Source organism: Streptomyces sp. CB00455, from assembly GCF_001905445.1.
In the GTDB taxonomy this organism is placed as follows: Bacteria; Actinomycetota; Actinomycetes; order Streptomycetales; family Streptomycetaceae; genus Streptomyces.
On record NZ_LIVQ01000009.1, the window covers coordinates 273,046 to 296,967 of the forward strand.

At 69.8% G+C, this 23,922-nt stretch carries 21 protein-coding genes and 1 pseudogene; 4 read left to right on the plus strand and 18 right to left on the minus strand.

Annotated features, from left to right (window positions below; genetic code table 11):
- Positions 1–48: 48 nt before the first annotated feature.
- The 5 genes and pseudogenes from AMK16_RS29725 to AMK16_RS29745 all read right to left on the minus strand — a co-directional run bounded on the left by AMK16_RS29725 (position 49) and on the right by AMK16_RS29745 (position 5,431).
- Positions 49–1,005, minus strand: coding sequence for a helix-turn-helix transcriptional regulator (locus AMK16_RS29725; RefSeq protein WP_073920413.1), 957 nt, complete (start codon positions 1,003–1,005; stop codon positions 49–51).
- A gap of 173 nt (positions 1,006–1,178) precedes the next feature.
- Positions 1,179–1,559: an FKBP-type peptidyl-prolyl cis-trans isomerase gene (locus AMK16_RS29730; RefSeq protein ID WP_073920414.1), complete on the minus strand. Its 381-nt coding sequence runs from the start codon at positions 1,557–1,559 to the stop codon at positions 1,179–1,181.
- Between the two features lie 71 nt (positions 1,560–1,630).
- On the minus strand, positions 1,631–2,572 hold the full coding sequence (locus AMK16_RS29735; protein ID WP_073920415.1) for an FKBP-type peptidyl-prolyl cis-trans isomerase: 942 nt from the start codon (positions 2,570–2,572) through the stop codon (positions 1,631–1,633).
- Positions 2,573–2,690: 118 nt separating this feature from the next.
- Positions 2,691–4,052 (minus strand): Pup--protein ligase, encoded by a 1,362-nt coding sequence (gene pafA / locus AMK16_RS29740; RefSeq protein WP_073920416.1) that lies wholly within the window; start codon positions 4,050–4,052, stop codon positions 2,691–2,693.
- Between the two features lie 9 nt (positions 4,053–4,061).
- Positions 4,062–5,431 (minus strand): annotated as a pseudogene (locus AMK16_RS29745) (MFS transporter).
- 146 nt (positions 5,432–5,577) lie between these two features.
- Here AMK16_RS29745 and AMK16_RS29750 point away from each other — a divergent pair.
- Complete coding sequence (locus AMK16_RS29750) at positions 5,578–6,591, plus strand: LacI family DNA-binding transcriptional regulator (protein WP_073920418.1); 1,014 nt, start codon at positions 5,578–5,580, stop codon at positions 6,589–6,591.
- A gap of 187 nt (positions 6,592–6,778) precedes the next feature.
- Here AMK16_RS29750 and prcA read toward each other — a convergent pair whose 3' ends face one another.
- The 6 genes from prcA to arc all read right to left on the minus strand — a co-directional run bounded on the left by prcA (position 6,779) and on the right by arc (position 12,945).
- Complete coding sequence (prcA, locus tag AMK16_RS29755) at positions 6,779–7,543, minus strand: proteasome subunit alpha (protein ID WP_073920419.1); 765 nt, start codon at positions 7,541–7,543, stop codon at positions 6,779–6,781.
- A gap of 46 nt (positions 7,544–7,589) precedes the next feature.
- A complete protein-coding gene (gene prcB, locus AMK16_RS29760) occupies positions 7,590–8,429 on the minus strand; it encodes a proteasome subunit beta (RefSeq protein WP_073920420.1) in 840 nt (279 codons plus the stop codon).
- The gene (locus tag AMK16_RS29765; protein WP_079191814.1) at positions 8,381–8,893 is read right to left on the minus strand and encodes an endonuclease VII domain-containing protein; all 513 of its coding nucleotides are present in this window, start codon (positions 8,891–8,893) and stop codon (positions 8,381–8,383) included. Before AMK16_RS29765 ends, prcB begins: the two co-directional genes overlap by 49 nt.
- Before the next feature lie 117 nt (positions 8,894–9,010).
- Positions 9,011–9,223 carry a ubiquitin-like protein Pup gene (locus AMK16_RS29770; protein ID WP_030233608.1) on the minus strand — a complete coding sequence of 71 codons (213 nt, stop codon included), beginning with the start codon at positions 9,221–9,223 and terminating at the stop codon, positions 9,011–9,013.
- Positions 9,224–9,397: 174 nt separating this feature from the next.
- Positions 9,398–10,909 (minus strand): depupylase/deamidase Dop, encoded by a 1,512-nt coding sequence (dop, locus tag AMK16_RS29775; protein WP_073920422.1) that lies wholly within the window; start codon positions 10,907–10,909, stop codon positions 9,398–9,400.
- Between the two features lie 269 nt (positions 10,910–11,178).
- Positions 11,179–12,945, minus strand: coding sequence for a proteasome ATPase (gene arc / locus AMK16_RS29780; RefSeq protein ID WP_073920446.1), 1,767 nt, complete (start codon positions 12,943–12,945; stop codon positions 11,179–11,181).
- 264 nt (positions 12,946–13,209) lie between these two features.
- On the opposite strand from arc, the gene AMK16_RS29785 reads away from it, so the two are divergent.
- Positions 13,210–13,530 (plus strand): ferredoxin, encoded by a 321-nt coding sequence (locus tag AMK16_RS29785; RefSeq protein ID WP_073920423.1) that lies wholly within the window; start codon positions 13,210–13,212, stop codon positions 13,528–13,530.
- Between the two features lie 4 nt (positions 13,531–13,534).
- Here the strand turns inward: AMK16_RS29785 and AMK16_RS29790 are convergent, their stop codons facing one another.
- The 3 genes from AMK16_RS29790 to AMK16_RS29800 form a co-directional block, all read right to left on the minus strand.
- Entirely contained in the window at positions 13,535–14,146 is a 612-nt protein-coding gene (locus AMK16_RS29790; RefSeq protein ID WP_443333620.1) for a hypothetical protein, read from the minus strand.
- Positions 14,147–14,374: 228 nt separating this feature from the next.
- Positions 14,375–15,271 (minus strand): tRNA (adenine-N1)-methyltransferase, encoded by an 897-nt coding sequence (locus tag AMK16_RS29795; protein ID WP_073920425.1) that lies wholly within the window; start codon positions 15,269–15,271, stop codon positions 14,375–14,377.
- 18 nt (positions 15,272–15,289) lie between these two features.
- Positions 15,290–16,633, minus strand: coding sequence for a site-2 protease family protein (locus AMK16_RS29800; RefSeq protein WP_443333619.1), 1,344 nt, complete (start codon positions 16,631–16,633; stop codon positions 15,290–15,292).
- Between AMK16_RS29800 and AMK16_RS29805 the strand changes: the two genes are divergently transcribed.
- Entirely contained in the window at positions 16,632–17,549 is a 918-nt protein-coding gene (locus AMK16_RS29805; protein ID WP_073920427.1) for a RecB family exonuclease, read from the plus strand. The genes AMK16_RS29800 and AMK16_RS29805 overlap by 2 nt on opposite strands.
- Before the next feature lie 65 nt (positions 17,550–17,614).
- The gene (locus AMK16_RS29810) at positions 17,615–18,286 is read left to right on the plus strand and encodes a response regulator (RefSeq protein WP_073920447.1); all 672 of its coding nucleotides are present in this window, start codon (positions 17,615–17,617) and stop codon (positions 18,284–18,286) included.
- Between the two features lie 90 nt (positions 18,287–18,376).
- Here AMK16_RS29810 and AMK16_RS29815 read toward each other — a convergent pair whose 3' ends face one another.
- The 4 genes from AMK16_RS29815 to AMK16_RS29830 form a co-directional block, all read right to left on the minus strand.
- Positions 18,377–19,957: an ABC transporter substrate-binding protein gene (locus AMK16_RS29815; RefSeq protein WP_073920428.1), complete on the minus strand. Its 1,581-nt coding sequence runs from the start codon at positions 19,955–19,957 to the stop codon at positions 18,377–18,379.
- 74 nt (positions 19,958–20,031) lie between these two features.
- Entirely contained in the window at positions 20,032–21,636 is a 1,605-nt protein-coding gene (locus AMK16_RS29820; protein WP_073920429.1) for an ABC transporter substrate-binding protein, read from the minus strand.
- Positions 21,637–22,152: 516 nt separating this feature from the next.
- Positions 22,153–22,854 (minus strand): HAD family hydrolase, encoded by a 702-nt coding sequence (locus tag AMK16_RS29825; RefSeq protein ID WP_073920430.1) that lies wholly within the window; start codon positions 22,852–22,854, stop codon positions 22,153–22,155.
- 112 nt (positions 22,855–22,966) lie between these two features.
- Positions 22,967–23,922: vitamin B12 dependent-methionine synthase activation domain-containing protein (locus AMK16_RS29830; protein WP_274535394.1), on the minus strand; the 956-nt coding region annotated here is incomplete at its 5' end.

The following is a 23,922-nucleotide window of genomic DNA, read 5'->3' on the forward strand; positions in this document are numbered from 1 at the left end:
GGGCGTGCGGTTCGGTTCGTGCGGCCCGCGGTTCGCGCGGGGCCCCTCTCAGCCCTTGGCCACGGCGCGCAGCCGGTCCACGACGTCCGAGCGCAGGTCGGCCGGCCCCACCACCACGACGTCCGGGCCGAACTCCACCAGCCAGGCGTCCAGTCCGTGCCCGTACGGGATCTCCAGCTCGTCCCAGCCGTCCGCGCCCTCGCGCACGGAGGTGGCCTTGGCGCGCAGCGGGTAACCCGCCCCGGCGCGCAGCCGGATCAGCGCGGAGCGGTCGGCGCTCTCCCCGGCCCAGCTCTCCACGGTCTCCCGTACGGTGACCACGTCCGGCACCTCGGCCGTGTACCTGCCGGCGCGGGAGCGCACCTTGCCGGTGATCCGGGAGAGCCTGAAGACCCGCTCGGCGCCGCGGTCGCGGTCGAAGCCGGCCAGGTACCAGTGGCCGCGCCAGCACTCCAGGGCCCACGGCTCCACCTGCCGGGCCTCGGGCCGGGCGGCGGTGGACTTGCGGTAGTCGAAGACCACCGGCCGCCGGTCCCGGCAGGCCAGCATCAGCGGCTCGAAGGCCGCCTCGTGGACGGGGATGCGCGGTTCGATGGCGCTGTGCTGGCCCTCGTAGGGGTCCTCGGCCTCCGGCATGCCACCGGCGCGCAGCTTCTGCAGGGCGCCGCTCGCGGCTCCGGCGAGGCGGGCCTGCTGCCATACCTTGGCCGCCAGGCCCAGGGCGGCAGCCTCCTCGGCGTCCAGGGCGACGGGCGGCAGCCGGTTGCTGTCGCGGCGGGCCAGGTAGCCGGTCTCGCCCTCCAGGTTCTCCACCGTCTCGATGACCAGGCCGAGTTCGCGCAGGTCGTCCTTGTCCCGCTCGAACATGCGGTTGAAGGACTCGTCGTTGCCGGCCTCCAGGTAGGCCTCGATGGAACCGCGCAGCTCGCGCTTGCTGAGCGGCCGGCGGGTCCCCAGCAGACACAGCGCCAGATTCATCAGCCGCTCGGCTTTGGCAATCGCCATCGACGCCGTTCCCCCGTCCTCGACACACCCTCGTGACCGCTGACCGTACCGCCCCGGCGCGCCCGGACAAAAGCGAGGGGCCCCCGCCAGTCGGCGGGGGCCCCTGCGCTGAGCGCGGACGTGCGGATCGGCCGATCGCGGACGTGCGGATCAGCCGATCGCGGACGTCCGGATCAGCCGACCTTCACCAGGTCGCAGACGAAGATCAGCGTCTCGCCCGGGGCGATCGCACCGCCCGCGCCGCGGTCACCGTAGGCCAGGTGCGCGGGGATGACGAGCTTGCGGCGGCCGCCGACCTTCATGCCCTGGACACCCTGGTCCCAGCCGGCGATGACCTGGCCGACACCGAGCTGGAACTGGAGCGCGGAGCCACGGTTCCAGGAGGCGTCGAACTCCTCGCCGGTGGAGAAGGCCACGCCCACGTAGTGGACGGAGACCCGGTCGCCGGGCTTGGCCTCCTCGCCGTCGCCCAGCCAGATGTCCTCCTTGACGAGCTCCTTGGGGGCCTCGCCCTCGGGGAAGTCGATCTCGGGCTTCTCGAGCTTGTCGCTCACGGAAAGTGCTCCTCATACGTACGAACAGGGGGCGTCTCCCGGCACCCGGCCGGGAGGCGACCGGAACAGTCTTACATCACGGCGAGGATGTCGAGGCTGAAGACCAGCGTCGACTTGGCCGGGATGGTCCCCTGCTCCTTGTCACCGAAGGCCATGTCCGGCGGGATGACCAGCAAGATCCGGCTGCCGACCTTCTTGCCGAGCAGGCCCTCCTTCAGGCCCTTGACGGAGAGCTCCGCCATCGGCCAGGTGACGGTCGTGTCGGTGGCGTAGGTGGACTCGAAGGTCTTGTCGTCCTTCCACGTCTTGCCGTTGAACTTGACGACGACACTGTCGGAGTCCTTCACCGCCGGGCCGTCACCGTCCAGGACGTAGTTCGAGACCAGCTTGGCGGGCTCGGCGGTGTCCTTCGGGACGGTCACGGAGACTTCCTTGCCGTCCGTGTTCGTGCCGACCTTGGGCAGGTCCTTGTTGTCCTGCGCGACCTCCTTGCCCGTGGCCGAGGCCGGGACGGAGGTGCCCTTGACGATGTCCACGACGAAGACCAGGGTGGCGTTGGGCTTGATCTTGTCGCCCGAGCCCTGCTCGCCGTAGCCCAGAGCCGGCGGGATCACGAGTTCGACACGGCTGCCGACCTTGCGGCCCTCCAGGCCCTGGTCCCAGCCCTTGATGACCATGCCGGCGCCGATGGTGACGTCGAAGGGCTTGCCCTTGCCGAAGCTGGCGTCGAAGGGCTCCTTGCCGTCCCACACCTGGCCGAGGTAGTTGACCTGGGCGATGTCGCCCTTCTTCAGCACCGGGCCGGTGCCCTCGCTGAGGGTCTCCACCTTCAGTTCCTTCGGCGGCTCGCCCTGCCCCTTGGACAGGGTGGGCGTCTCCCCGAACTTGGCGCCCTTGCTGATCGCGGGCACCCCGTTCTTCATCTGGGCGGAGTCGGAGCCCTTGTCGTCGCCACAGGCCGCTGTCGACAGCAGCAGAAGGGGTACGACAAGCAGGCCGGCAAGTCGGCGCACGTGTTCCTCAGATCTCAGACGGCAAGGTGGTCGCCCGCCACTCTAAGCCGTGGGCAGGGCCCCGTACGAGATCCGTACGAGGCCCTGGCCAAGATCGGTGCGATGTCACATCCTGCGCTTACATGCCGGCGATCAGCTTCTCCACGCGGTCGTCCACCGACCGGAAAGGGTCCTTGCACAGCACGGTCCGCTGCGCCTGGTCGTTCAGCTTCAGGTGCACCCAGTCCACCGTGAAGTCCCGCCGCTGCTCCTGCGCCCGGCGGATGAAGTCGCCGCGCAGCCGCGCCCTCGTCGTCTGCGGGGGCACCGACTTGCCCTCGAAGATCTTGAGGTCGTTGCAGATCCGCGCCGCCTGCCCCTTGCGCTCCAGCAGGTAGTACAGCCCGCGCCGGCGGTGGATGTCGTGGTAGGCGAGGTCTATCTGCGCCACCCGCGGGTTCGACATGGTCATGTTGTGCTTGGCCCGGTACCGCTCGATCAGCTGGTACTTCATGACCCAGTCGATCTCGGTCCCGATCCGGTCCAGGTCCTCCGCCTCGATCGCGTCGAGGGTGCGGCCCCACAGCTCCAGCACCTGGTCCACCACGCCGGTACGGATGCCCCGGCGCTCGGCGAAGTCCACGGCCTTGTCGTAGTACTCCCGCTGGATCTCCAGCGCGGAGGCCTCCCGGCCGCTCGCCAGGCGCACCTTGCGCTGTCCGGTGATGTCGTGGCTGACCTCACGGATGGCCCGGATCGGGTTCTCCAGGGTCAGGTCCCGCATCACGGTGCCCGCCTCGATCATGCGCAGCACCAGATCGGTGGCCCCGACCTTGAGCAGCATGGTCGTCTCGGACATGTTCGAGTCGCCGACGATCACGTGCAGCCGTCGGTAGCGTTCGGCGTCCGCGTGCGGTTCGTCGCGGGTGTTGATGATCGGCCGCGAGCGGGTGGTGGCGGAGCTGACGCCCTCCCAGATGTGCTCGGCCCGCTGGCTCACGCAGTAGACCGCGCCCCGGGGGGTCTGGAGCACCTTGCCCGCGCCGCAGATGAGCTGCCGCGTGACGAGGAAGGGAATGAGAATGTCCGCCAGGCGGGAGAATTCCCCGTGCCGGGCCACCAGGTAGTTCTCGTGGCAGCCGTACGAGTTGCCCGCCGAGTCGGTGTTGTTCTTGAAGAGATAGACGTCGCCCGCGATTCCCTCCTCGTGCAGGCGGCGTTCGGCATCGACGAGCAGGCCTTCGAGAATGCGCTCGCCGGCCTTGTCGTGCGTGACCAGCTCGGTCACGTTGTCGCATTCGGGAGTTGCATATTCCGGATGCGAACCCACGTCGAGGTACAGGCGGGCGCCGTTCCGCAGGAAGACATTGCTGCTGCGGCCCCATGACACAACACGGCGGAAGAGGTAGCGCGCCACTTCGTCAGGAGACAGTCGGCGCTGTCCCCTGAACGTGCACGTGACGCCGTACTCGTTCTCCAGCCCGAAAATGCGGCGGTCCATGACTGAACATTACGCCTTCTGCCCCCTTCTGAAACCGGGTTCGAGAGCGCCGTTCCGATCAGTTTCCGATCGCCCGTCCGACACGCCCGCCCGCCACCCGCCCGCCGCCCCCTGGATCAGGGCGCCGACCGCGTCGTGGACGGCGCCGCGCAGGACCCCTCGGACGGCCCCTCAGCGGAGCCCGCCACTTCCCGGCCCCGGCCCGGGGTTGCCAGCGCCCGCTGAGTGGCCGTCAGCACCAGGAACGCCGCGACACCGGCCGCGCCGGCCACCCCGAAGCCCGCGGCGGTGCCGCCCAGCTCCACCGCCGGCCCGGCGCCCGCCGTCCCGATGGCCGCCCCCACGCCGAAGAAGGTCACCAGCCAGGAGAACGCCTCCGTCACCGTGCCCGCCGGGGCGTGCCGGTCGACGACGATGAACGCGCACGCGAGGGAAGGCGCCAGGAAGACACCGGAAAGCGCCGCCAGGACCGTCATGGCCACCGGTGCCGGAGTCAGCATCAGCGGCAGGTAGCAGAGCGCCAGCAGTGCCACCAGCATCCGCAGCCGCCGCTCGGAGGCGCCCGTCCACCGGCGCGCCCCGTAGCAGACCCCGCCGATCAGCGCGCCCAGCCCGACCGCCGCCATCAGCCACCCGTACACCGCCTGACCGCCGTGGTCGTCGGCGTACGCCACACCGGCCACGGTGATCGACCCGAGCGCCGTACCCACGAAGAAGAAGGCCCCCAGCAGCGCCAGCAGCCCCCGCGAGCGCAGCGCGCCCAGCCAGTGGGCCTCGCGCGGCGCCGAACGCCAGCGCCGGGACGGCTCGCTGACCACGACCGACAGCGCACCCAGCACGCCGATGGCGTTGAGGGCGAGCAGCGCCCCGGCCGGCGACCACAGCGCGACGAAGAGCGTCACCAGCAGCGGGCCGACGGTGAACATAACCTCCTGGGCCACCGCGTCCATCGCATAGGCGGCGTGCACCCGTTCCTCCTTGCCACCCAGCACGGTCGGCCACAGCGCCCGCAGGCCGCCTTCCAGCGGAGGCGTGAAGAGGCCCGCGACGACCACCGCCGCGTACGCGGCCGCCGCCGACCCCGTCCCGGACACGGACAGCCACACCATGCCGAGCGCGGAAACCACCGCGGCCGGCAGCTGGACCCGCGGCTGGCCGAACAGGTCCACCGCCCGACCGAGCAGCGGCTGGCCCACCGCGTTGGCCACGCCGTAGGCGGCCGCGAGCGCGCCCGCCAGGCTGTAGCTGCCCCCCTCGGCACGGGTGAAGAGCACGATCGCGATCGGCGCCGTGCCGTTGGGCAGCCGGCCTATCAGCGTGCCCACCAGCAACCTCGCGGCGTGCCGGGTCCTGAGCAGTTCCGCGTAACCCGCGGCCATGTCCCGCCCCCTTCTGCCCGGATCCAGCCGGGGTAATACGTATAACGTCACTCATATACGTACCATGGCCGCAGTCCCCCGGTCCAGGCAGCCGACCCCCCGCAGGCCCGCCCACCCCCGCCGACCCCGCGTTCCAGGAGCCCCGTGTGACGAGACCCACCAGCCGGGACGTGGCCACCGCAGCCGGGGTCTCCCAGGCCACCGTCTCCCTCGTCCTCGGCGACAAGTGGCGCGGCCGCGTCTCCGAGCGCACCGCCGGCCTGGTCCGCGAAGCCGCCGCAACGCTGGGCTACCGCCCCAACCTCGCCGCCCGCAACCTCCGCCTCGGCTCCACCCGCACCGCCCTCCTGGTCGTCCCCGCCCTCACCAACGAGTTCTTCGCCCGCGTCTACACCGGCGCCGCCCGCGTCGCCGCCGAACACGGCTTCGGCGTCGTCCTCTACCCCTCCCCCGACGGCACCGGACCGGCCCGCGACCCCTTCGCCTCCGCCCGCGCCGCCCTCGACGGGGTCATCGCCTCCTCCATGGCCGTCCACGCCCTCGACGCCCTCGGCGGCGACGGCCTCCCCCTGGTCATGCTGGACAGCGACCCCACCGCCACCAGCGCCGCCGCCCACGTCAACCTCGCCATCGCCGACGGCGCCCGCCAGGTCGCCGCCCACCTCCTCGCCCTCGGCCACCGGCGCTTCCTGCACCTCGCCTCCGCCGTCGACTCCTGGACCTTCCACGTCCGCGCCGACGCCCTGGCCGCCCTCCTGACGCCCCACGCCGAGCTGCGCACCGTGCCGGCCCCCCTGACCGTCGACGGCGGCCGTGCGGCCGTGGAGGCCGCCCTAACCGCCCCCCGGGACCACGGCCGGCCCACCGCCGTCGTCTGCGACGACGACATCCTCGCGGCGGGCGCCTGCAAGGCCGCCCGCCGCCTCGGCCTGCGCGTCCCCGAGGACCTCTCCGTCACCGGCTTCGACGACCTCGCCCTCGCCACCGCCGTGGAACCGGAGCTGACCACGGTCCGCCTCCCTGCCGAACGCGTCGGCGAACACGGCATGGGCGCCCTCCTCGCCGTCCTCGACGGCGCCTCCTGGACGGCCCCCGACCTCCCCGTCGAGCTCATCGTGCGCGGCTCCTCGGGCCCGGCCCCGACCTCCGTCCCCTCCTGACCCCGTCCCCTCCCGACCCGGTCCCGTCCTGTCCCGACCCGGTCCCATCCCGCCCCCGTCCCGCCGTCCCCACCGCGGACGGCCCGGCCCGGCACGACCCCGGACACGGCCCCGGACACGACGAAGCCCCGGCCGCCCCCCTGAGGGACCGACCGGGGCCTCGCACCGAGCCCGGTACCGCCGTGCGCTACTCCGCTTCGTCGTCCGGGCTCTCGTCGTTCGACACGGCGTCCGCCTGCGCCGCCGCCGGCACGTCCGCCTCCAGCAGCCGCGCCAGCTGCCGCCCGCGGATCCGCTTGAACTTCCGCTGCTGCGCCCGCGTCCGGTCCAGGACCGCCACCTCCAGCCGCTCGACCGGGATCGCCTTGTCCGCGCCCCCGGCCTGACTGGACAGGGCCTGCACCGCCAGCTTCAGCGCCTCCGCCAGGGTCATCCCGTCCTGGTGCCGCTGATCGAGGAAGGTGCTGATCTGCTCGGCGTTGCCGCCGACCGCGACCGAGCCGTGCTCGTCGACGATCGACCCGTCGTGCGGGAGCCGGTAGATCTGGTCGCCCGCGGCGGTCGCACCGACCTCGGCCACCACCAGCTCCACCTCGTACGGCTTCTCGCCCGCCGAGGAGAAGATCGTGCCCAGCGTCTGCGCGTACACGTTCGCCAGACCACGGGCCGTCACATCGTCGCGGTCGTAGGTGTATCCGCGCAGATCCGCGTAACGCACACCGCCGATCCGCAGGTTCTCGTACTCGTTGTACTTGCCGGCGGCCGCGAAGCCGATCCGGTCGTAGATCTCGCTGAACTTGTGCAGCGCACGGGAGGGGTTCTCGCCGACGAACACGATGCCGTCGGCATACTGCAGCACGACAAGGCTGCGGCCGCGGGCGATGCCCTTGCGGGCGTATTCCGCCCGGTCGGCCATGGCCTGCTGGGGTGACACATAGAACGGAGTCGACACCGGCTGTCCGTCCCTTTCTTCTGGGCTCCTACGGAACGGCGGATGGTCAGAGCAGGGCGGCGCGCGGGCCGTCGGGCTGCTCCAGCCTGCGGTTGGTGACCGTACGGGCGAGCTCCTGCGACTCCTCGTCGGTCAGCCTGCGGAAGCCCTCGTCGGTGATGACGGTGACGATGGGATAGATGTGCCGGTACAGGTCCGGCCCACCGGTGGCCGAGTCGTCGTCGGCCGCGTCGTACAGCGCCTGCACGACCAGCGTGGTGGCCTGCTCCTCCGTCAGGTCGGGACGGTAGAGCTTCTTCATGGAGCCCCGGGCGAAGATCGAACCCGAGCCGGTCGCCGCGTAGCCGTGCTCCTCGGAACGGCCGCCGGTCACGTCGTAGGAGAAGATCCGGCCCTTCTCCTTGGCCTCGTCGAAACCGGCGAAGAGCGGCACGACGGCCAGACCCTGCATCGCCATGCCCAGATTGCTCCGGATCATGGTCGACAGCCGGTTCGCCTTGCCCTCCAGCGAAAGGGTCGTCCCCTCCACCTTCTCGAAGTGCTCCAGCTCCAGCTGGAACAGCTTGACCATCTCCACCGCCAGGCCAGCCGTACCGGCGATGCCCACCGCGGAGTACTCGTCGGCCGGGAACACCTTCTCGATGTCCCGCTGCGCGATCATGTTCCCCATGGTCGCCCGCCGGTCACCGGCGAGCACGACCCCGCCGGGGAAGGTGGCGGCCACGATGGTCGTCCCGTGCGGTGCCTCGATCACGCCTTCCGGCAGCTTGCGGTTGCCCGGGAGCATCTCGGGCGAGTGCGCGCCCAGGAAGTCCATGAAGGACGACGACCCCGGCGTCAGGAAGGCTGCCGGTAGACGCCCTGTGCCAAGATTGTTGGCTTCCACGCGTGTCCCTCCAGGTATGAGATGGCCCGACGCAGAGTGTCGGGATCGTCTCCCAACTTGCCGATGGCCGAGTTGCAGTTGAAGCACAGTACGCCTCGGACCTTACCCGTCGCGTGGCAGTGATCCACATGCACAGCCGGAGCCTTTAGGCAAATACAGCAAAGTCCGCCTTGAGCTGCAATCATTTCGTCACGCTGAGCCTCGGTGATGCCATAGGAACGCTTGAGATGCCCCGCCCGGCCCTCCGCCGCACGACATACCTTGCAGCGAGTGGACAAGCCGTCCGATGCCGTCTTGTTGCGGTCCCATTCGGAATGCGGTTTGACCTCCCCGCAACGGCGGCAGTACTTGTGCCCTTGCGGGGCAGGAACGCGTGGACGCACATTCCGACCCTTGGCTTTCTGGCGCTCCTGGTGATAGTCGGCCACGCACGGCCTGCAGTAGACCTGCAAGCCGTCGCGCATCGCCTTGTTTGCAGCGAAGGAGCTGCGGGGCTTCGTCTCCCCACATCTCACGCACCGCTTCTCAGCCTCCGACACTCACCCTCCACGAGGAGTATTACCTTCAATTCGAAGGCAGAATCACTCTCCACCCTTCTGAACGAAGGAGCGCACGAAGTCCTCGGCGTTCTCCTCCAAGACATCGTCAATCTCGTCAAGTACGGAGTCGACGTCGTCGGAGAGCTTTTCCTGGCGCTCCTTGAGGTCGGTCGATTCCTCGACCGCCGCCTCCTCGACCTCCTCGGTCGAGCGCGTCGCCTTCTGCTGTCCGCCGCCGGTGTCCTTGGTCGCCATGTCTACCTCACCCCGCTCGGTTCGCACGCTCACGTCGAGAGACCCCGCGAATTCGGGATCCCTCAAGATCAGACCCTACGTCGGACCCTACAAGGAGGGTCCGACATTCGTCCCGGCACTTCCACAAGTCCGGCTGTCCCCATGATTCCCTCGCCGGGGGCCTTTCAGCCGCGTTCAGCGCCCCGAAAGCACCCGCACCAGGTCCTCCGCCGTACGGCACCGGTCCAGGAGCTCCTTGACGTGCGCCCGGGTGCCCCGCAGGGGTTCCAGCGTCGGGACCCGCTGGAGCGAGTCGTGGCCCGGGAGGTCGAAGATCACCGAGTCCCAGGAGGCCGCGGCCACGTCGTCCGCGTACTGCTCCAGGCACCGGCCCCGGAAATAGGCCCGGGTGTCCTCCGGAGGCTTGCTCTGCGCCCGTTCCACGTCCTGCTCGGACACCAGCCGCTGCATCTTGCCGCGGGCCGCCAGGCGGTTGTAGAGGCCCTTCTCGGGCCTCACGTCCGCGTACTGGAGGTCCACCAGGTGCAGCCGCGCCGCGTCCCAGTCCAGCCCGTCCCGGCGCCGGTAGCCCTCCAGGATCTCCCGCTTCGCGATCCAGTCCAGCTCCCCGGACAGGCTCATCGGATCCGTCTCCAGCCGGCCCAGCACGTCCTCCCAGCGCCCCAGCACGTCCTTGGTCTGGTCGTCCGCGTCGGAGCCGAACCGCTCGTCCACGTACTTCCGGGCCAGCTCGAAGTACTCCATCTGGAGCTGTACGGCGGTCAGGGTCCGGCCGCTGCGCAGCGTGATCAGGTGGTGGAGGTCCGGGTCGTGGGAGACCTGGTGCAAGGTGCGCACCGGCTGGTCCACGGCCAGGTCCACGGTGATGAACCCGTCCTCGATCATGGACAGGACCAGGGACGTCGTGCCGAGCTTGAGGTAGGTGGAGATCTCGGAGAGGTTCGCGTCGCCGATGATCACGTGGAGCCGGCGGTACTTCTCGGCGTCGGAGTGCGGCTCGTCGCGGGTGTTGATGATGGGGCGCTTGAGGGTGGTCTCGAGTCCGACCTCGACCTCGAAGTAGTCCGCGCGCTGACTGATCTGGAAGCCGTGTTCGCGGCCGTCCTGGCCGATTCCCACGCGTCCGGCTCCCGTCACGACCTGGCGGGAGACGAAGAAGGGGGTCAGGTGGCGCACGATGTCCGAGAAGGGGGTCTCCCGCTTCATCAGGTAGTTCTCGTGCGTGCCGTAGGAGGCGCCCTTGTTGTCGGTGTTGTTCTTGTAGAGGTGGATCGGCTGGGCGCCGGGCAGCTGGGCGGCCCTGACGGCCGCCTCGGCCATGATCCGTTCTCCGGCCTTGTCCCAGAGCACGGCGTCGAGCGGATTGGTGATCTCCGGGGAGCTGTACTCGGGGTGCGCGTGGTCGACGTAGAGCCGTGCGCCGTTGGTGAGGATCACATTGGCCAGGCCGATGTCCTCGTCGGTGAGCTGGCTGTTGTCGGCGGCCTCGCGGGCGAGGTCGAAGCCGCGGGCGTCCCGCAGCGGATTCTCCTCCTCGAAGTCCCAGCGGGCGCGTCGCGCCCGGTGCATCGCCGCCGCGTAGGCGTTGACGATCTGGGACGAGGTGAGCATGGCATTGGCGTTCGGGTGCCCCGGAACGGAGATCCCGTACTCCGTCTCGATCCCCATTACTCGCCGTACGGTCATGCGGCCCTCCTTGCCCGGCGGCGCTCCCCTTCCGGGAGCGGCGCTCAAGTACCGCTGGTGCTCCGGTGCGTGTCCTCGTGCGTGGCCCGTCCCCGCACTGCGCGGCCGGCGGTACGCAAGAGCCTAGGACCACTGCGCGCTCGTGGGGAGATCATTTCCGTCATTGAATGTGCCCTGTCACCGGCCGAAAAGGAGCAGTCGGTACAGCGGTCGGGTAAAGCAGTCGGCTGCGGATGCCCGGGGTGGGCATCCGCAGCCGCCCCGCTTCGTCAGAGGTACTGACCGGTGTTCGCCACCGTGTCGATGGAGCGTCCGGTGTCCGCGCCCTGCTTTCCGGTGACGAGGGTGCGGATGAATACGATCCGCTCGCCCTTCTTTCCGGAGATACGGGCCCAGTCGTCGGGGTTGGTGGTGTTGGGGAGGTCTTCGTTCTCCTTGAACTCGTCCACGCACGCCTGGAGGAGGTGGGAGACCCGCAGGCCCTTCTGGTTGTGTTCGAGGAAGGCCTTGATGGCCATCTTCTTCGCACGGTCCACGATGTTCTGGATCATCGCGCCCGAGTTGAAGTCCTTGAAGTAGAGGACTTCCTTGTCGCCGTTCGCGTACGTGACCTCGAGGAAGCGGTTCTCCTCGGTTTCGGCGTACATCTGCTCGACGACGGTCTGGATCATGCTGTGGACGGTGCCGGCGGTGGAGCCCTGGTGCTCGGACAGGTCGTCCGTGTGCAGGGGCAGCGTCGCCTTGAGGTACTTCGCGAAGATGTCCTTCGCGGCCTCGGCGTCCGGGCGCTCGATCTTGATCTTCACGTCGAGGCGTCCGGGCCGCAGGATGGCCGGGTCGATCATGTCCTCGCGGTTGGAGGCGCCGATGACGATGACGTTCTCCAGGCCCTCCACACCGTCGATCTCGGCGAGCAGCTGGGGGACGATCGTGTTCTCGACGTCCGAGCTGACACCGGATCCGCGGGTGCGGAAGAGGGATTCCATTTCGTCGAAGAAGACGATGACGGGGGTGCCCTCGCTCGCCTTCTCCCGGGCACGCTGGAAGACGAGGCGGATGTGCCGCTCGGTCTCGCCGACGTACTTGTTGAGGAGCTCGGGGCCCTTGATGTTCAGGAAGTAGGACTTCCCGGCGGGCTGGCCGGTCACCTCGGCGACCTTCTTGGCAAGGGAGTTGGCGACGGCCTTGGCGATGAGCGTCTTGCCGCAGCCGGGCGGGCCGTAGAGCAGGATGCCCTTGGGCGGCCGCAGTTCGTGTTCCTTGAAGAGGTCGGGGTGGAGGTAGGGGAGCTCGACCGCGTCGCGGATCAGCTCGATCTGGTCGCCCAGGCCGCCGATCTTGTCGTAGTCGATGTCCGGGACCTCTTCGAGGACGAGCTCTTCGACCTCGCTCTTGGGGACGACCTCGTAGACGTAGCCCGAGCGGGGTTCGAGCAGCAGGGCGTCGCCGGGGCGGATGGTGATGTCCAGGAGCGGCTCGGCGAGCCTCACCACCCTCTCCTCGTCGGTGTGCCCGACCACCAGGGCGCGCTCGCCGTCCTCGAGGATCTCCTTGAGGGTGACGATGTCCCCGGCCCGCTCGAACTGCATGGCCTCGACCACGTTGAGGGCCTCGTTGAGCATGACCTCCTGGCCGCGCCGGAGCTCTTCCGGTTCGACGCTGGGGCTGACGTTCACGCGGAGCTTGCGGCCTCCGGTGAAGATGTCGACGGTGCCGTCCTCATTGGTCTGCAGGAAGACACCGAATCCGGCCGGCGGCTGTGCGAGCCGGTCCACTTCTTCCTTGAGGGCCACGATCTGGTCGCGGGCCTCACGGAGGGTATTCGCCAGTCGTTCGTTCTGTGCGGATACGCCGGCCAGATTTGTCTGCAGCTCGATGATCCGCTCTTCGAGAATCCTCGTGTGTCGCGGAGAGTCGGCGAGCTTACGTCGCAGGACGGCGATTTCCTGCTCGAGATAGGCAACCTGGCCGGCGGGGTCCTCGGACCCTCGCCCGGGCCGGATGCCGCGGTTGATGTCGTCGTCGTGGGCTGCCACGGTCCTCACCTCCTCCAAGGGGAGCTGGACGCTTCCTGACCCTACCTGGGCTGGTGGTGATTGAAACCCCTAGATCACAAAGACGGTAGGGGTGTGTCCGATCTTCACCCTTGCGTACTCCCTCACGCCAAGGAAATACCCACCCATGAACATCTGAAAGCGGCCGGTTGTAAGGTCGAAGTGTTCAACACCCGTCAGAGCTCGCGCGACTTGCTGCGAGCGGTGACCGGGATGGATCACTCAGCGCAGGGAACGGCAGGAGATATGACCGTGCAGCAGGAGGCCCCGACGGGCGACGTCGATGGGGCCGGCGAGCCGCTCGAGGTCTGGATCGACCAGGACCTCTGCACCGGGGACGGCATCTGCGCGCAGTACGCGCCGGAGGTGTTCGAGCTGGACATCGACGGTCTGGCGTATGTGAAGGGCCCCGAGGACGAGCTGCTCCTGGCGGCGGGGGCGACCACTCCGGTTCCGCTGACGCTGCTCCAGGACGTGGTCGACTCCGCGAAGGAATGTCCGGGTGACTGCATCCACGTGCGGCGCGTCTCGGACCGGGTGGAAGTCTTCGGTCCGGACGCGGAGTGACGGCTCAAACACTCCGGGCAGCCGAGTCCGTCAGCTCTTGGCGGAATTTTCCGCCGCTCCAGCGCCACTTGGCGAGCTGCCTGCGGTCGGGGCAGCACCGCGGGACCTCGGGCGTGGAGTAGCCGAGCAGCACTGCCGTGACCACTTTGTCGCGCAGGGTGAGGTCGGTGGCGGTCTGCCGCTGCGGGGTGTCGAGCAGGGTGGCCACGACGCGGGGCCGGGAGCCCTCGGGCCGGTCCTGGGTGAGGACGTAGAGGGCGTGGGGCGGCGTGCCCGAGCCGGCCTGGCAGCGGACGGCGGCCACGGTTTCGGGGCGGCCGTCGCCGTCGAGGTCGCCGTGGGCGGTGGCGGTGACGGTCTGCGGGGCGCCCTTGCAGTCGAGGGGGTAGGTGACCGCGGCCGCGTCGGGCGCTGCGGCCTGCGGGCCCTCGGCGGCGGCGCTGGTCGTGCCCGTGGTGTCGGCGGCGGCCGCCGGCGCTCCGGTGGCCGGCTGGAGCAGTCCCGCGAGGGCTACGACGGCGGCCATGGCGGTGGCCGTGGCGAGCCAGTGGAGGGGCCTGGCGCGGCTGTGGCCCAGGGTGTCCAGCGTCGTCGCAGGCTCGGCGGGGCTGTGCAGCACGCGGGGTGCCTCCTGTGCGAAGGGTGACGGGGAGCCAGCATCGTGCCACACCTCACACCCGGGTGGAACGGCCGGGTCCGGGGGCGCCGCGCCGGCCGGGTGCCGGGCCGCCGGCACCCGTGCCGACGGCGTCCCGCGGACAACGAAAAGGCGCTGCGGCGCAGTTCCCGGGTCGGTCCGGGGAACTGCGCCGCAGCGCCTTCGTGTTGGGCGGCCGGCCGTGGATCAGGCGGACCGGTCGCTGCCGGGGCCGTCGTAGTCCTCGCCGTAGGCGCCCTTAGAGGGGCGACGGCGGCGCATGGGCGGCTCGACGCCGTCGGCGAGGCGGCGCGCCGTCACGAGGAAGCCGGTGTGGCCGATCATCCGGTGGTCCGGGCGGACGGCCAGGCCCTCGACGTGCCAGTTGCGGATCATCGATTCCCACGGCTGCGGTTCGGCGTAGCAGCCGAACTCGCGGATGGACTCCACCGTGCGCGAGAGCTGGGTGGTGGTGGCCACGTAGCAGCAGAGGATGCCGCCGGGGACGAGCGCCTTGGAGACGGCTTCCAGGCACTCCCAGGGGGCGAGCATGTCGAGGATGACGCGGTCGACGTCGGTGTCGGACAGGTTGTCCTGGAGGTCTCCGACGGTGAGGGTCCACGCGGGGTGGGGTCCGCCGAAGTAGCGCTCCACGTTGGCCGTGGCGATCTCGGCGAAGTCCGCGCGGCGCTCGTAGCTGTGGAGCATGCCCTGGTCGCCGATGGCGCGCAGCAGGAAGCTGCTCAGGGAGCCGGAGCCGACACCTGCTTCCACGACGCGGGCGCCGGGGAAGATGTCGGCGAAGGCCAGGATCTGGCCCGCGTCCTTCGGGTAGACCACGGCGGCACCGCGGGGCATGGACAGGACATAGTCGGGGAGCAGGGGGCGCAGCGCGAGGTACGCGACGTTGCCCGTGGTACGGACAACACTGCCCTCGGGAGCACCGATCAGCTCGTCGTGCGGGAAGGAACCCTTGTGGGTGTGGAAATTCTTCCCGGCTTCGAGCGTGAACGTGTAGTGGCGGCCCTTGGGGTCGGTGAGCTGAACCTGGTCCCCGACCTCGAAGGGCCCGCGTCGGCGGGCGGCACCGGTCGGTTCGGACATGTGACCAGTGTATTGGCTTCAGGAGTGGGGCCGCGCCATGGCCTTCACGAAGGCCTTCTCGACGTCGAGGGCGGAGAGCACGCCGTAGATCTCGCCGCCGGGTTCGAGGACGAGGTACTCGCTGGCGGGGGTGGCCCGCAGGTGGTCGAGGAGTTCTTCACCGGTGAGCTCCGCTGAAACCTTCATGCCGTCGGTGAGGTCCTGGGCGAGGGTGCTGACGGCGACCCATGGGCGGCGGTGTTCGGGGACGGAGGCGATGGAGCTCTCGCGGACGATGGCGGTGGGGTCGCCGTGGCCGTCGACGACGACGAGGGCGCGGGCGCCGGCGTCGTCGGCGCGGCGCAGTGCCTCGGAGAGGGGGGTGGCGTTCTCGACGGGGATGGCGCGCCGGGTGAGGGCGCGGGCCTGGAGCTCGGGGAGGTGTTCGCGCAGGCGGGCCATGCGCAGGCTGTTGCCGGCGCCGGTCCAGATGATGGCGGCGAGGATCGCGGCGAGGAGGGCGTCCATGACGGTGTCCATGCCGCCGATCTCGGCGGTGTGGTTGCCGAGGACCCCGGTGTGGGTCAGGAGCGGCAGGCCGAGCAGGACGGCGACGGCGAGGCCGCGGCCGATCCAGGCGGCGGCGACGGTGCCGGTCATGGGTTTGCCGGTGATGCCCCAGATGACGGCGCGGAGCATGCGGCCGCCGTCGAGGGGCAGGCCGGGGAGCAGGTTGAAGCCGGCGACGAGGAGGTTGGAGATCATCAGGCCGGCGAGGAGGACCCCGGGGACGGTCGCGGGGTCGACGGCCTTCATGCCGAGGTAGAAGGCTCCGGTGAGGACCAGCGAGAGCAGGGGGCCGACGAAGGCGAGGACGAATTCGCGGCCGGGAGTCTCGGATTCCTTCTCGATCTCGGAGACTCCGCCGAAGAACTGGAGCTGGATGCGGCGCACGGGGAGCTTGAAGCGCAGGGCGGCGACGGTGTGCGCGAGTTCGTGGACCAGCACGGAGGCGTAGAAGGCGACGGCGAAGAAGAGGGAGACGAGGTAGCGGACGAGGCCGAGGTCGGGCAGGATGCGGTCGAGCTGGCCGCCGAAGACCCAGGTGATCAGGGCGGCGACGAGGAACCAGCTGGGCGAGACGTAGACGGGTACGCCGAAGGGGCGGCCCATGAGGATTCCGCCGCCCGGTCCGGAGCGCCGGCCTCCGCGCTCGCCGGTTTCGTCGGTGTCTGCCACGGCTGTCCTTCGTTCGGTGCGGTGTTCCGGTGCGGTTGGGGTGGTGCGGTCGCCGGGTGTGATGCTCCGATCATGCAGTGCGAGGGGGTCCGGCGTCGATGGTATGCGTGTGCTGTCGGCGGCGGGTCGTAGGGTTTCGTCCATGACGACGACCCCCGGTGCCGTGCCAGGCGCGACCGACGGCGACGCGGCCCCGAGTGCCGCGCGGCCCGCTTCGCTCTCCCCTTCGCGGGCGGGCGATTTCATGCAGTGTCCGTTGCTGTACCGGTTCCGGGTGATCGACAAGCTGCCGGAGAAGCCCAGCGCCGCGGCTACCCGGGGGACGCTGGTGCATGCCGTGCTGGAGCGTTTGTTCGATCATCCCGCGCAGGAGCGGACGGCGCCGCGGGCGAAGGCGCTGGTCCCGGGGCAGTGGCAGCGGCTGCTGGAGGCGAAGCCGGAGCTGGCGGAACTGTTCCCCGAGGGGGACGGGGGCGCGGAGCTGGCGCGGTGGCTGACGGAGGCCGAGGCTCTGGTGGAGCGCTGGTTCACGCTGGAGGACCCGACGCGGCTGGAGCCGGTGGAGCGGGAGTTCTTCGTGGAGACGGAGCTGGATTCGGGGCTGCGGCTGCGCGGGATCATCGACCGGGTGGACGTCGCGCCGTCGGGTGAGGTGCGCATCGTCGACTACAAGACGGGCAAGGCGCCGCGGCCGCAGTACGCGGAGGGTGCGCTGTTCCAGATGAAGTTCTACGCGTTGGTGGTGTGGCGGCTGAAGCAGGTGGTGCCGCGGCGGCTCCAGCTGGTGTATCTGGGCAGCGGAGAGGTGTTGACGTACGACCCGGTGGTGGCGGATCTGGAGCGGGTGGAGCGCAAGCTGCTCGCGCTGTGGGAGGCGATCCGGGAGGCGACGGAGACGGGTGACTGGCGGCCGCGGCCGACGAAGCTGTGCGGCTGGTGTGATCACCAGGCGGTGTGCCCGGAGTTCGGCGGGACGCCCCCGCCCTATCCCCTGGCGGTCGTGCCGAGGCAGGGCGCGCAGGGCGGGGAGCCGGGGGCGGTCCGCCCGGCTCAGTCCTGAGCGCCCCTTCAGGGCACAATGGGCCGCGCCCGCCGAAGCCGTCCGACGAATACGAGGTGTACCCCGTGGCGATCCGCGTCCTGCTGGTCGACGACCAGCCGCTGCTGCGCACCGGTTTCCGCATGATCCTGGAGGCGGAGGCGGAACTGGCGGTGGTCGGGGAGGCCGGGGACGGTCTGCAGGCGCTGGACCAGGTCCGTGCGCTGCAGCCCGACGTGGTGCTGATGGACATCCGGATGCCGCGGATGGACGGGGTGGAGGCCACCCGGCAGATCACCGGTCCGGGCCGCGACGGTCCGGCGAAGGTGCTGGTGCTGACCACCTTCGACCTGGACGAGTACGTGGTGGAGGCGTTGCGGGCGGGGGCGAGCGGTTTCCTGCTGAAGGATGCGCCGGCCGACGAGCTGGTGCAGGCGATCCGGGTGGTGGCGGCGGGCGAGGCGATGCTCGCGCCGAGCATCACGCGGCGGCTGCTGGACAAGTACGCGGGGCATCTGCCGTCGGGTGAGGACAGCCTGCCGGACACGCTGGGGACGCTGACCGAGCGCGAGGTCGAGGTGCTGAAGCTGGTGGCCCGGGGCCTGTCGAACGCGGAGATCGCGGCGGATCTGTTCGTCAGCGAGACGACGGTCAAGACGCACGTGGGGCACGTGCTGACGAAGCTGGGTCTGCGGGACCGGGTGCAGGCGGCGGTCTATGCCTACGAGTCCGGTCTGGTCCGCCCGGGCGCGCAGTAGGCGTCCGGCCCCGGCGGGGCGCCATGCGGTACGGGAACGGGCCGGCGGCCGCGGGTGCGGCTGCCGGCCCGTTGCCGTCACGGTGGCGGGTCAGCCCTTGCTGATCTCCCAGAAGCGGAAGACCGTCGAGGCGTCCAGGGACCACTGCAGGCCGGTCACGTTCTGGCGGGTGACGGCGTACTGCTTGCCCTGCCAGAGCGGGAGGATCGGGAGCTCGTCGGCGACGATGTCCTGGAGCCGGTCGTAGTCGACGTTGGCCGCGGTGCGGTCGGCCTTGGTGGAGGTCGACGGGATGATCGTCCCGGAGATCTCCTTGTTGTCGTAGTTGTTGTGCAGGACGTTGTCCGGGCCGAAGAACGGCTGGGTGAAGTTGTCCGCGTCCGGGTAGTCCGGGACCCAGCCCTTCACGTAGATGCCGTACTTGCCGTCCTGGATGTCCTTCTCGTACTGGTCGAACTCGACGGACTTGACGTCGGCCTCGAACAGGCCGCTGTCGTTGAGCTGCTTGGCGATGACCTGGAACTGCTGGTCGGTGGAGGGGCCGTAGCGGGCCGGCGTGGACCACAGGGTCAGCTTGATCTTGCCGTTGATGCCCGCGGCCTTCAGGACGGCCCTGGCCTTCTCGGGCTGCGGGCTGCCGCCGTAGCGGTCGAAGAACGGCGTGGTGTGTCCGGCGATGCCGGCCGGGACGATGGAGTACAGCGGGGCGGCGGTGCCCGCGTAGACGTCCTTGACGAGCGCCTCGCGGTCCACGAGGTAGGCGATGGCCTTGCGGACGGGCAGCTTGCCGACGACGGGGTCGGCCACGTTGAAGACCAGGTGCTCGACCTCGGCGCCGGTGCCCTGGACGACGTCGACCTTGTTGTCGCCGGTCTTCGTCGCCGCGAGTCCGGCGATGTCCTTGGCGGCCAGGCCGCGGAAGGCGAAGTCCACGTCGCCGCTCTCCAGGACCGTCTTGAGGGCGGCCTGGTCGCCGTTGAAGAACTTCAGCGTGACGCCGGTGTTCTTGGCCTTGGCCTTGCCGCTGTAGGACTCGTTGACGGAGAAGCTCGCGCTCTTCTCGCTGAACGAGTCCAGCTTGTAGACGCCGGAGCCGACGGCCTTGTTGTCGGTGCGGAGCTTGTCGGCCGGGTACTCGGAGTGGTCGACGATGGCGCCTGCGCCCGAAGCGATCTTGCTGGGGAAGGTCGCGTCGGGGGTCTTGAGGCGGAAGACGACGGTCTTGTCGTCGGGGGCGTCGATGCCGGCGATCGACGACAGCATCACGGCGGGGCCGTTGTCGTCGTTGATCTTCAGCGTGCGCTCGAAGGAGAACTTGACGTCCTTGGAGGTCAGGCTGTTGCCGTTGCTGAACTTCAGGCCGGCGCGCAGGGTGCACTTGTACACCTTGCTGTCGGCGCCCTCGAAGTTGCAGGCCTGGGCGGCGTCGGGCTCGGGCGTGGTGCCGCCCTTGGGGAAGCTCAGCAGCGACTGGAAGACGTTGTTGAAGAGCAGCCAGGAGCCGGGGTCGTAGCCCGCGGCGGGGTCCGTGGACTTCACCTTGTCGGATATCCCCATGACCACGCCCTTGCCGTTGCCGGCATTCGAGCCATCGGTCGAACCGCAACCGCTGAGCAGCGCGGCGGCGGTGGCTGCGCCGAGCGGGGCCGCCAGCCACTGGTTACGTCTCATCACGCGAACGTCCTTCACAGTCGAACCGTTTCGTTGCGCCGGCCTGCGACACCCGCCGCCGGTTGCTGCCGGTCTCAGCCGCTGACACCCCGGCCGAGCTCCCACAGCTGGAGGTCGGAGATGGCGTTGACCGACCACTCCACTCCGGTGATCCCGTCGCGTGCGGCGACGTACTGCTTGCCCTGCCACAGGGGCAGGACGGGTACGTCCTCGGCGACGATGTCCTGCATCTCCGTGATCGCGGGGACGGCGACGTTGCGGTCGACGGCGCGCCGGGATTCGGGGATGAGCCTGGTGCGCACCGCGCTGTTGGCGTACGGCGTGCCCAGGAAGTTGTCCTGATCCAGGAACGGGGCGAGGAAGTTGTCGGCGTCCTGGTAGTCGGGGAACCAGCCGAGCCCGTAGACGGCGTGGTCGCCCTTCTTCTGGGCGGGTCGGAAGTCGGCCCAGTCGCTGCCCTGGACGGTGATGTCGAACAGCTGGGTGGAGTTCAGCTGGGCCTTGAGGGCCTCGAACTCGGCTGCCGTGCCGTCGCCGTAGTGGTCGTTGGTGTAGTTCAGCGTCAGCTTGACCGGGGTCTTGATCCCGGCGTCCTTCAGCAGGGCCGCGGCCTTGGGCGCGTTGGCTTCGCCGTATTTGGTGTAGAAGGAGTTGACGTGGCCGGGCACGGCGGTGGGGACCAGCGAGTAGAGCGGCTGCGCGGACTTGCCGTAGACCTTGGAGATCAGCCCGTTGCGGTCGACCGCGGCGGCGAGGGCCTGGCGTACGGCCTTCTCCTTGACGACCGGGGCCTCGGTGTTGAAGCCGAGGTAGCGGATCTCCAGGCCGGGCATCGGGACGAGCTTGACGCCCTTGGGGGGCTTGGCGTCGAATGCGGTGATCTGGGTCGGCGACAGGGTGCGGGAGACCATGTGGATCTTCCCGTCGGTCAGGGCCCTGCCGACGGCCTCGGAGTCCGCGAAGGTGCGCAGCTCGACCTTGTCGTTCTGGAGCTTGAGGTCGCCCTTGTAGTTGGGGTTCTTGCTGAAGACGGCCCGGACGAGGTGGTTGTCCTTGACCTCGGCCTTCATCGTGTACGGGCCGGAGCCGTCGACGTCGAAGCCCGGGCGGAGCTTCTTGGCGTCGTAGTCCTTCTCGCTGACGATGCCGGCGGCCGGGGTGGAGAGCTTGTACGGGAAGGTCGCGTCCGGGGTCTTCAGGTGGAAGACGACGGTGTCGGCGCCCTTGGCCTCGACGCCGTCGAGGTTGGAGAGCAGCGCGGAGGGGCCGTTCTCGTCCTTGATCGCGAGGACGCGGTCGATGGAGAACTTGACGTCCTTGGCGGTGAGCGGGTCGCCGCTGGCGAACTTGAGCCCGGGGCGCAGGGTGCAGCGGTAGCTCTCGTTGCCGGTGTCGGTGAAGCGGCAGTCGGAGGCCGCTTCGGGAACGGGCTGGCCGCCGCCGCGCGGGGTGTGCATCAGCGTCTGGACGGTCTGGCGCAGGACGTTCCAGGCGCCGGCGTCGTACGCGTAGGCCGGGTCGAAGGGGGCGGGGGCGTAGTCGGCGGCCTCGAACCGGTCGGTGGTTCCGACGACGATCGCTCCGGAACCCGCTCCGCCGCCGCTGGCGCTGCCGCAGGCGGCGAGCGTGGGCGTGAGCAGTCCGGCCGCGGCCGTCAGCACCATGGTCTTGCGGTTCATGCTGGAAGTACTCCCTGTAACCGGCACTTGCTCAAAGCGGGGGTGAGGGGCACTTCGCGGCGGTCGCCCGTTCAGGGCGGAACGATCGGGCCGGTGTGTGACGATCGGTCCACGCGGTACCGGCACAGGGGTGTGTGTCCGGGACGGCTGAGGTGCGGCGCAGTGCCCGGCTCGACATTAGTGGGCCGGGACGGGATGGCTGGAACTGGCCGGACTTGGGGCGTAATCGCACCGTGATGGGAGCGGACTGGCTGTTCATGCACGGGTCGGCGCAGAGCCGGGCAGGTGCTGATCAATCCGGACACAAGGGAAGGCGCGCAGGGGCTTCGACAGGTCCGTCAGGGGCGAGACGGGTGACAAACGTCACCCGGAACAACGGCCCCGGGGAGGATGGAATTTCAGCCTCCGGGGCCCGGGACGGAAGATCCTTCCGTTACACCCGGGTCGAGCCCCGTTCCGTTCGGTACAGAGCGTGTACGACGGATGCCGGTGTGTGGTGTGCGCGGTGGTCGCCGTTCAGTTCAGCGGGCTGATCAGGGAGCGCAGGAAGGGCAGGTCCACTTCTTCCAGTGAGCGCACGACGGTCCGGCCCGGGGCGGGCTCGATGCCGCCGACGGAGGGGATGGCCACGACCCGGCAGCCGGCGGCCTCGGCGGCGGCCACCCCGGTGGCGGTGTCCTCGATGACGGCGCACCGGGAGGGGTGCGCGCCCAGCGTGCTCGCGGCGAACAGGTAGGGGTCGGGGTGGGGCTTGGTACGGGCCACCTCGTCCCCGGCGACGGTCATCGTGAAGCGGTCCCGGCCGAGGGTGAGCAGGACCCGGTCGATGACGCGGCGGTGCGAGGCGGAGACCAGCGCGGTGGGCACGTTGTGCCGGAACAGCTCGGCGAGCAGCCGCTCGGCACCGGGCATCAGCGGGACCTGGTCGGCGATGCGGGCCTCGAAGCGCTCGTTGAGGAGCACGCTCAGTTCGGCCAGCCCGATGTCGGCTCCGGTCGCCTCGATCAGGAAGGCGGCGCTGCGGGTCATGGGACCGCCGACGACGACGTCCCGCCAGCCGTCCTCCAGCCGGTGCCCCAGCTCCTGGAAGATCTCCGCCTCGATCTCCCACCAGAAGCCCTCGGTGTCGACGAGGGTGCCGTCCATGTCCAGCAGCACCGCCTGCAGGGCGTGCCCGTCGGCCGTACGGACCACGGGGGCGGGAACGGTGCTGGTCATGCGCACACCTCTTTCAGGGGACGACAAGGCCGGTCACCTCCGCCCATGGGGACATGCCCTGGAGAACAGGTGACCGGCCTGTATGGGACCGACCAGTGTACGCCGGTCCGTGTCAGCGCGCGTTGAAGTACTTCGCCTCGGGGTGGTGGATGACGATCGCGTCGGTGGACTGCTCGGGGTGGAGCTGGAACTCCTCCGAGAGGTGGACGCCGATGCGCTCGGGCTGGAGGAGGTCGGCGATCTTGGCGCGGTCCTCCAGGTCGGGGCAGGCTCCGTAGCCGAGGGAGAAGCGGGCGCCGCGGTACTTGAGGTCGAACATGTCCTCGACCCGGGCCGGGTCCTCGCCGCCGAAGCCGAGCTCGGCGCGGACGCGGGCGTGCCAGTACTCGGCCAGGGCCTCGGCGAGCTGGACGGACAGGCCGTGCAGCTCCAGGTACTCGCGGTAGGAGTCGGACGCGAACAGCCGGGCGGTTGCCTCGCCGATCCTGGAGCCGACGGTGACGACCTGGAGGCCCACGACGTCGCGCTCGCCTGATTCCTCGGGGCGGAAGAAGTCGGCGAGGCAGAGGCGCCGGCCGCGGCGCTGGCGCGGGAAGGTGAACCGCGTCCGCTCGTTGCCCTGTTCGTCGAGGATGATCAGATCCTCGCCCTTGGAGACGCAGGGGAAGTAGCCGTAGACGACAGCGGCCTCCAGCAGGTTCTCGGTGTGCAGCTTGTCCAGCAGGCCGCGCAGCCGGGGCCGGCCCTCGGACTCGACGAGCTCCTCGTAGGTGGCGCCGCCCGCGCGCGCCTGCTTGAGACCCCACTGGCCCTTGAAGAGGGCGCCCTCGTCCAGCCAGGAGGCGTAGTCCTTCAGCGGAATGCCCTTGACCACGCGGGTGCCCCAGAACGGCGGGGCGGGGACCGGGTTGTCGACGGAGACGTCCGAGCGGCCGCCGGGCTCCTGCGGCTCGTCCACCTGGAGCACGGGCGTGTCGCGCCGGGCGACCCGGCGCTGCTTGAGTTCGGGCAGCGCCGCGCCGGGCACGCCCCGCTTGACGGCGATCAGTGCGTCCATGAGGCGCAGGC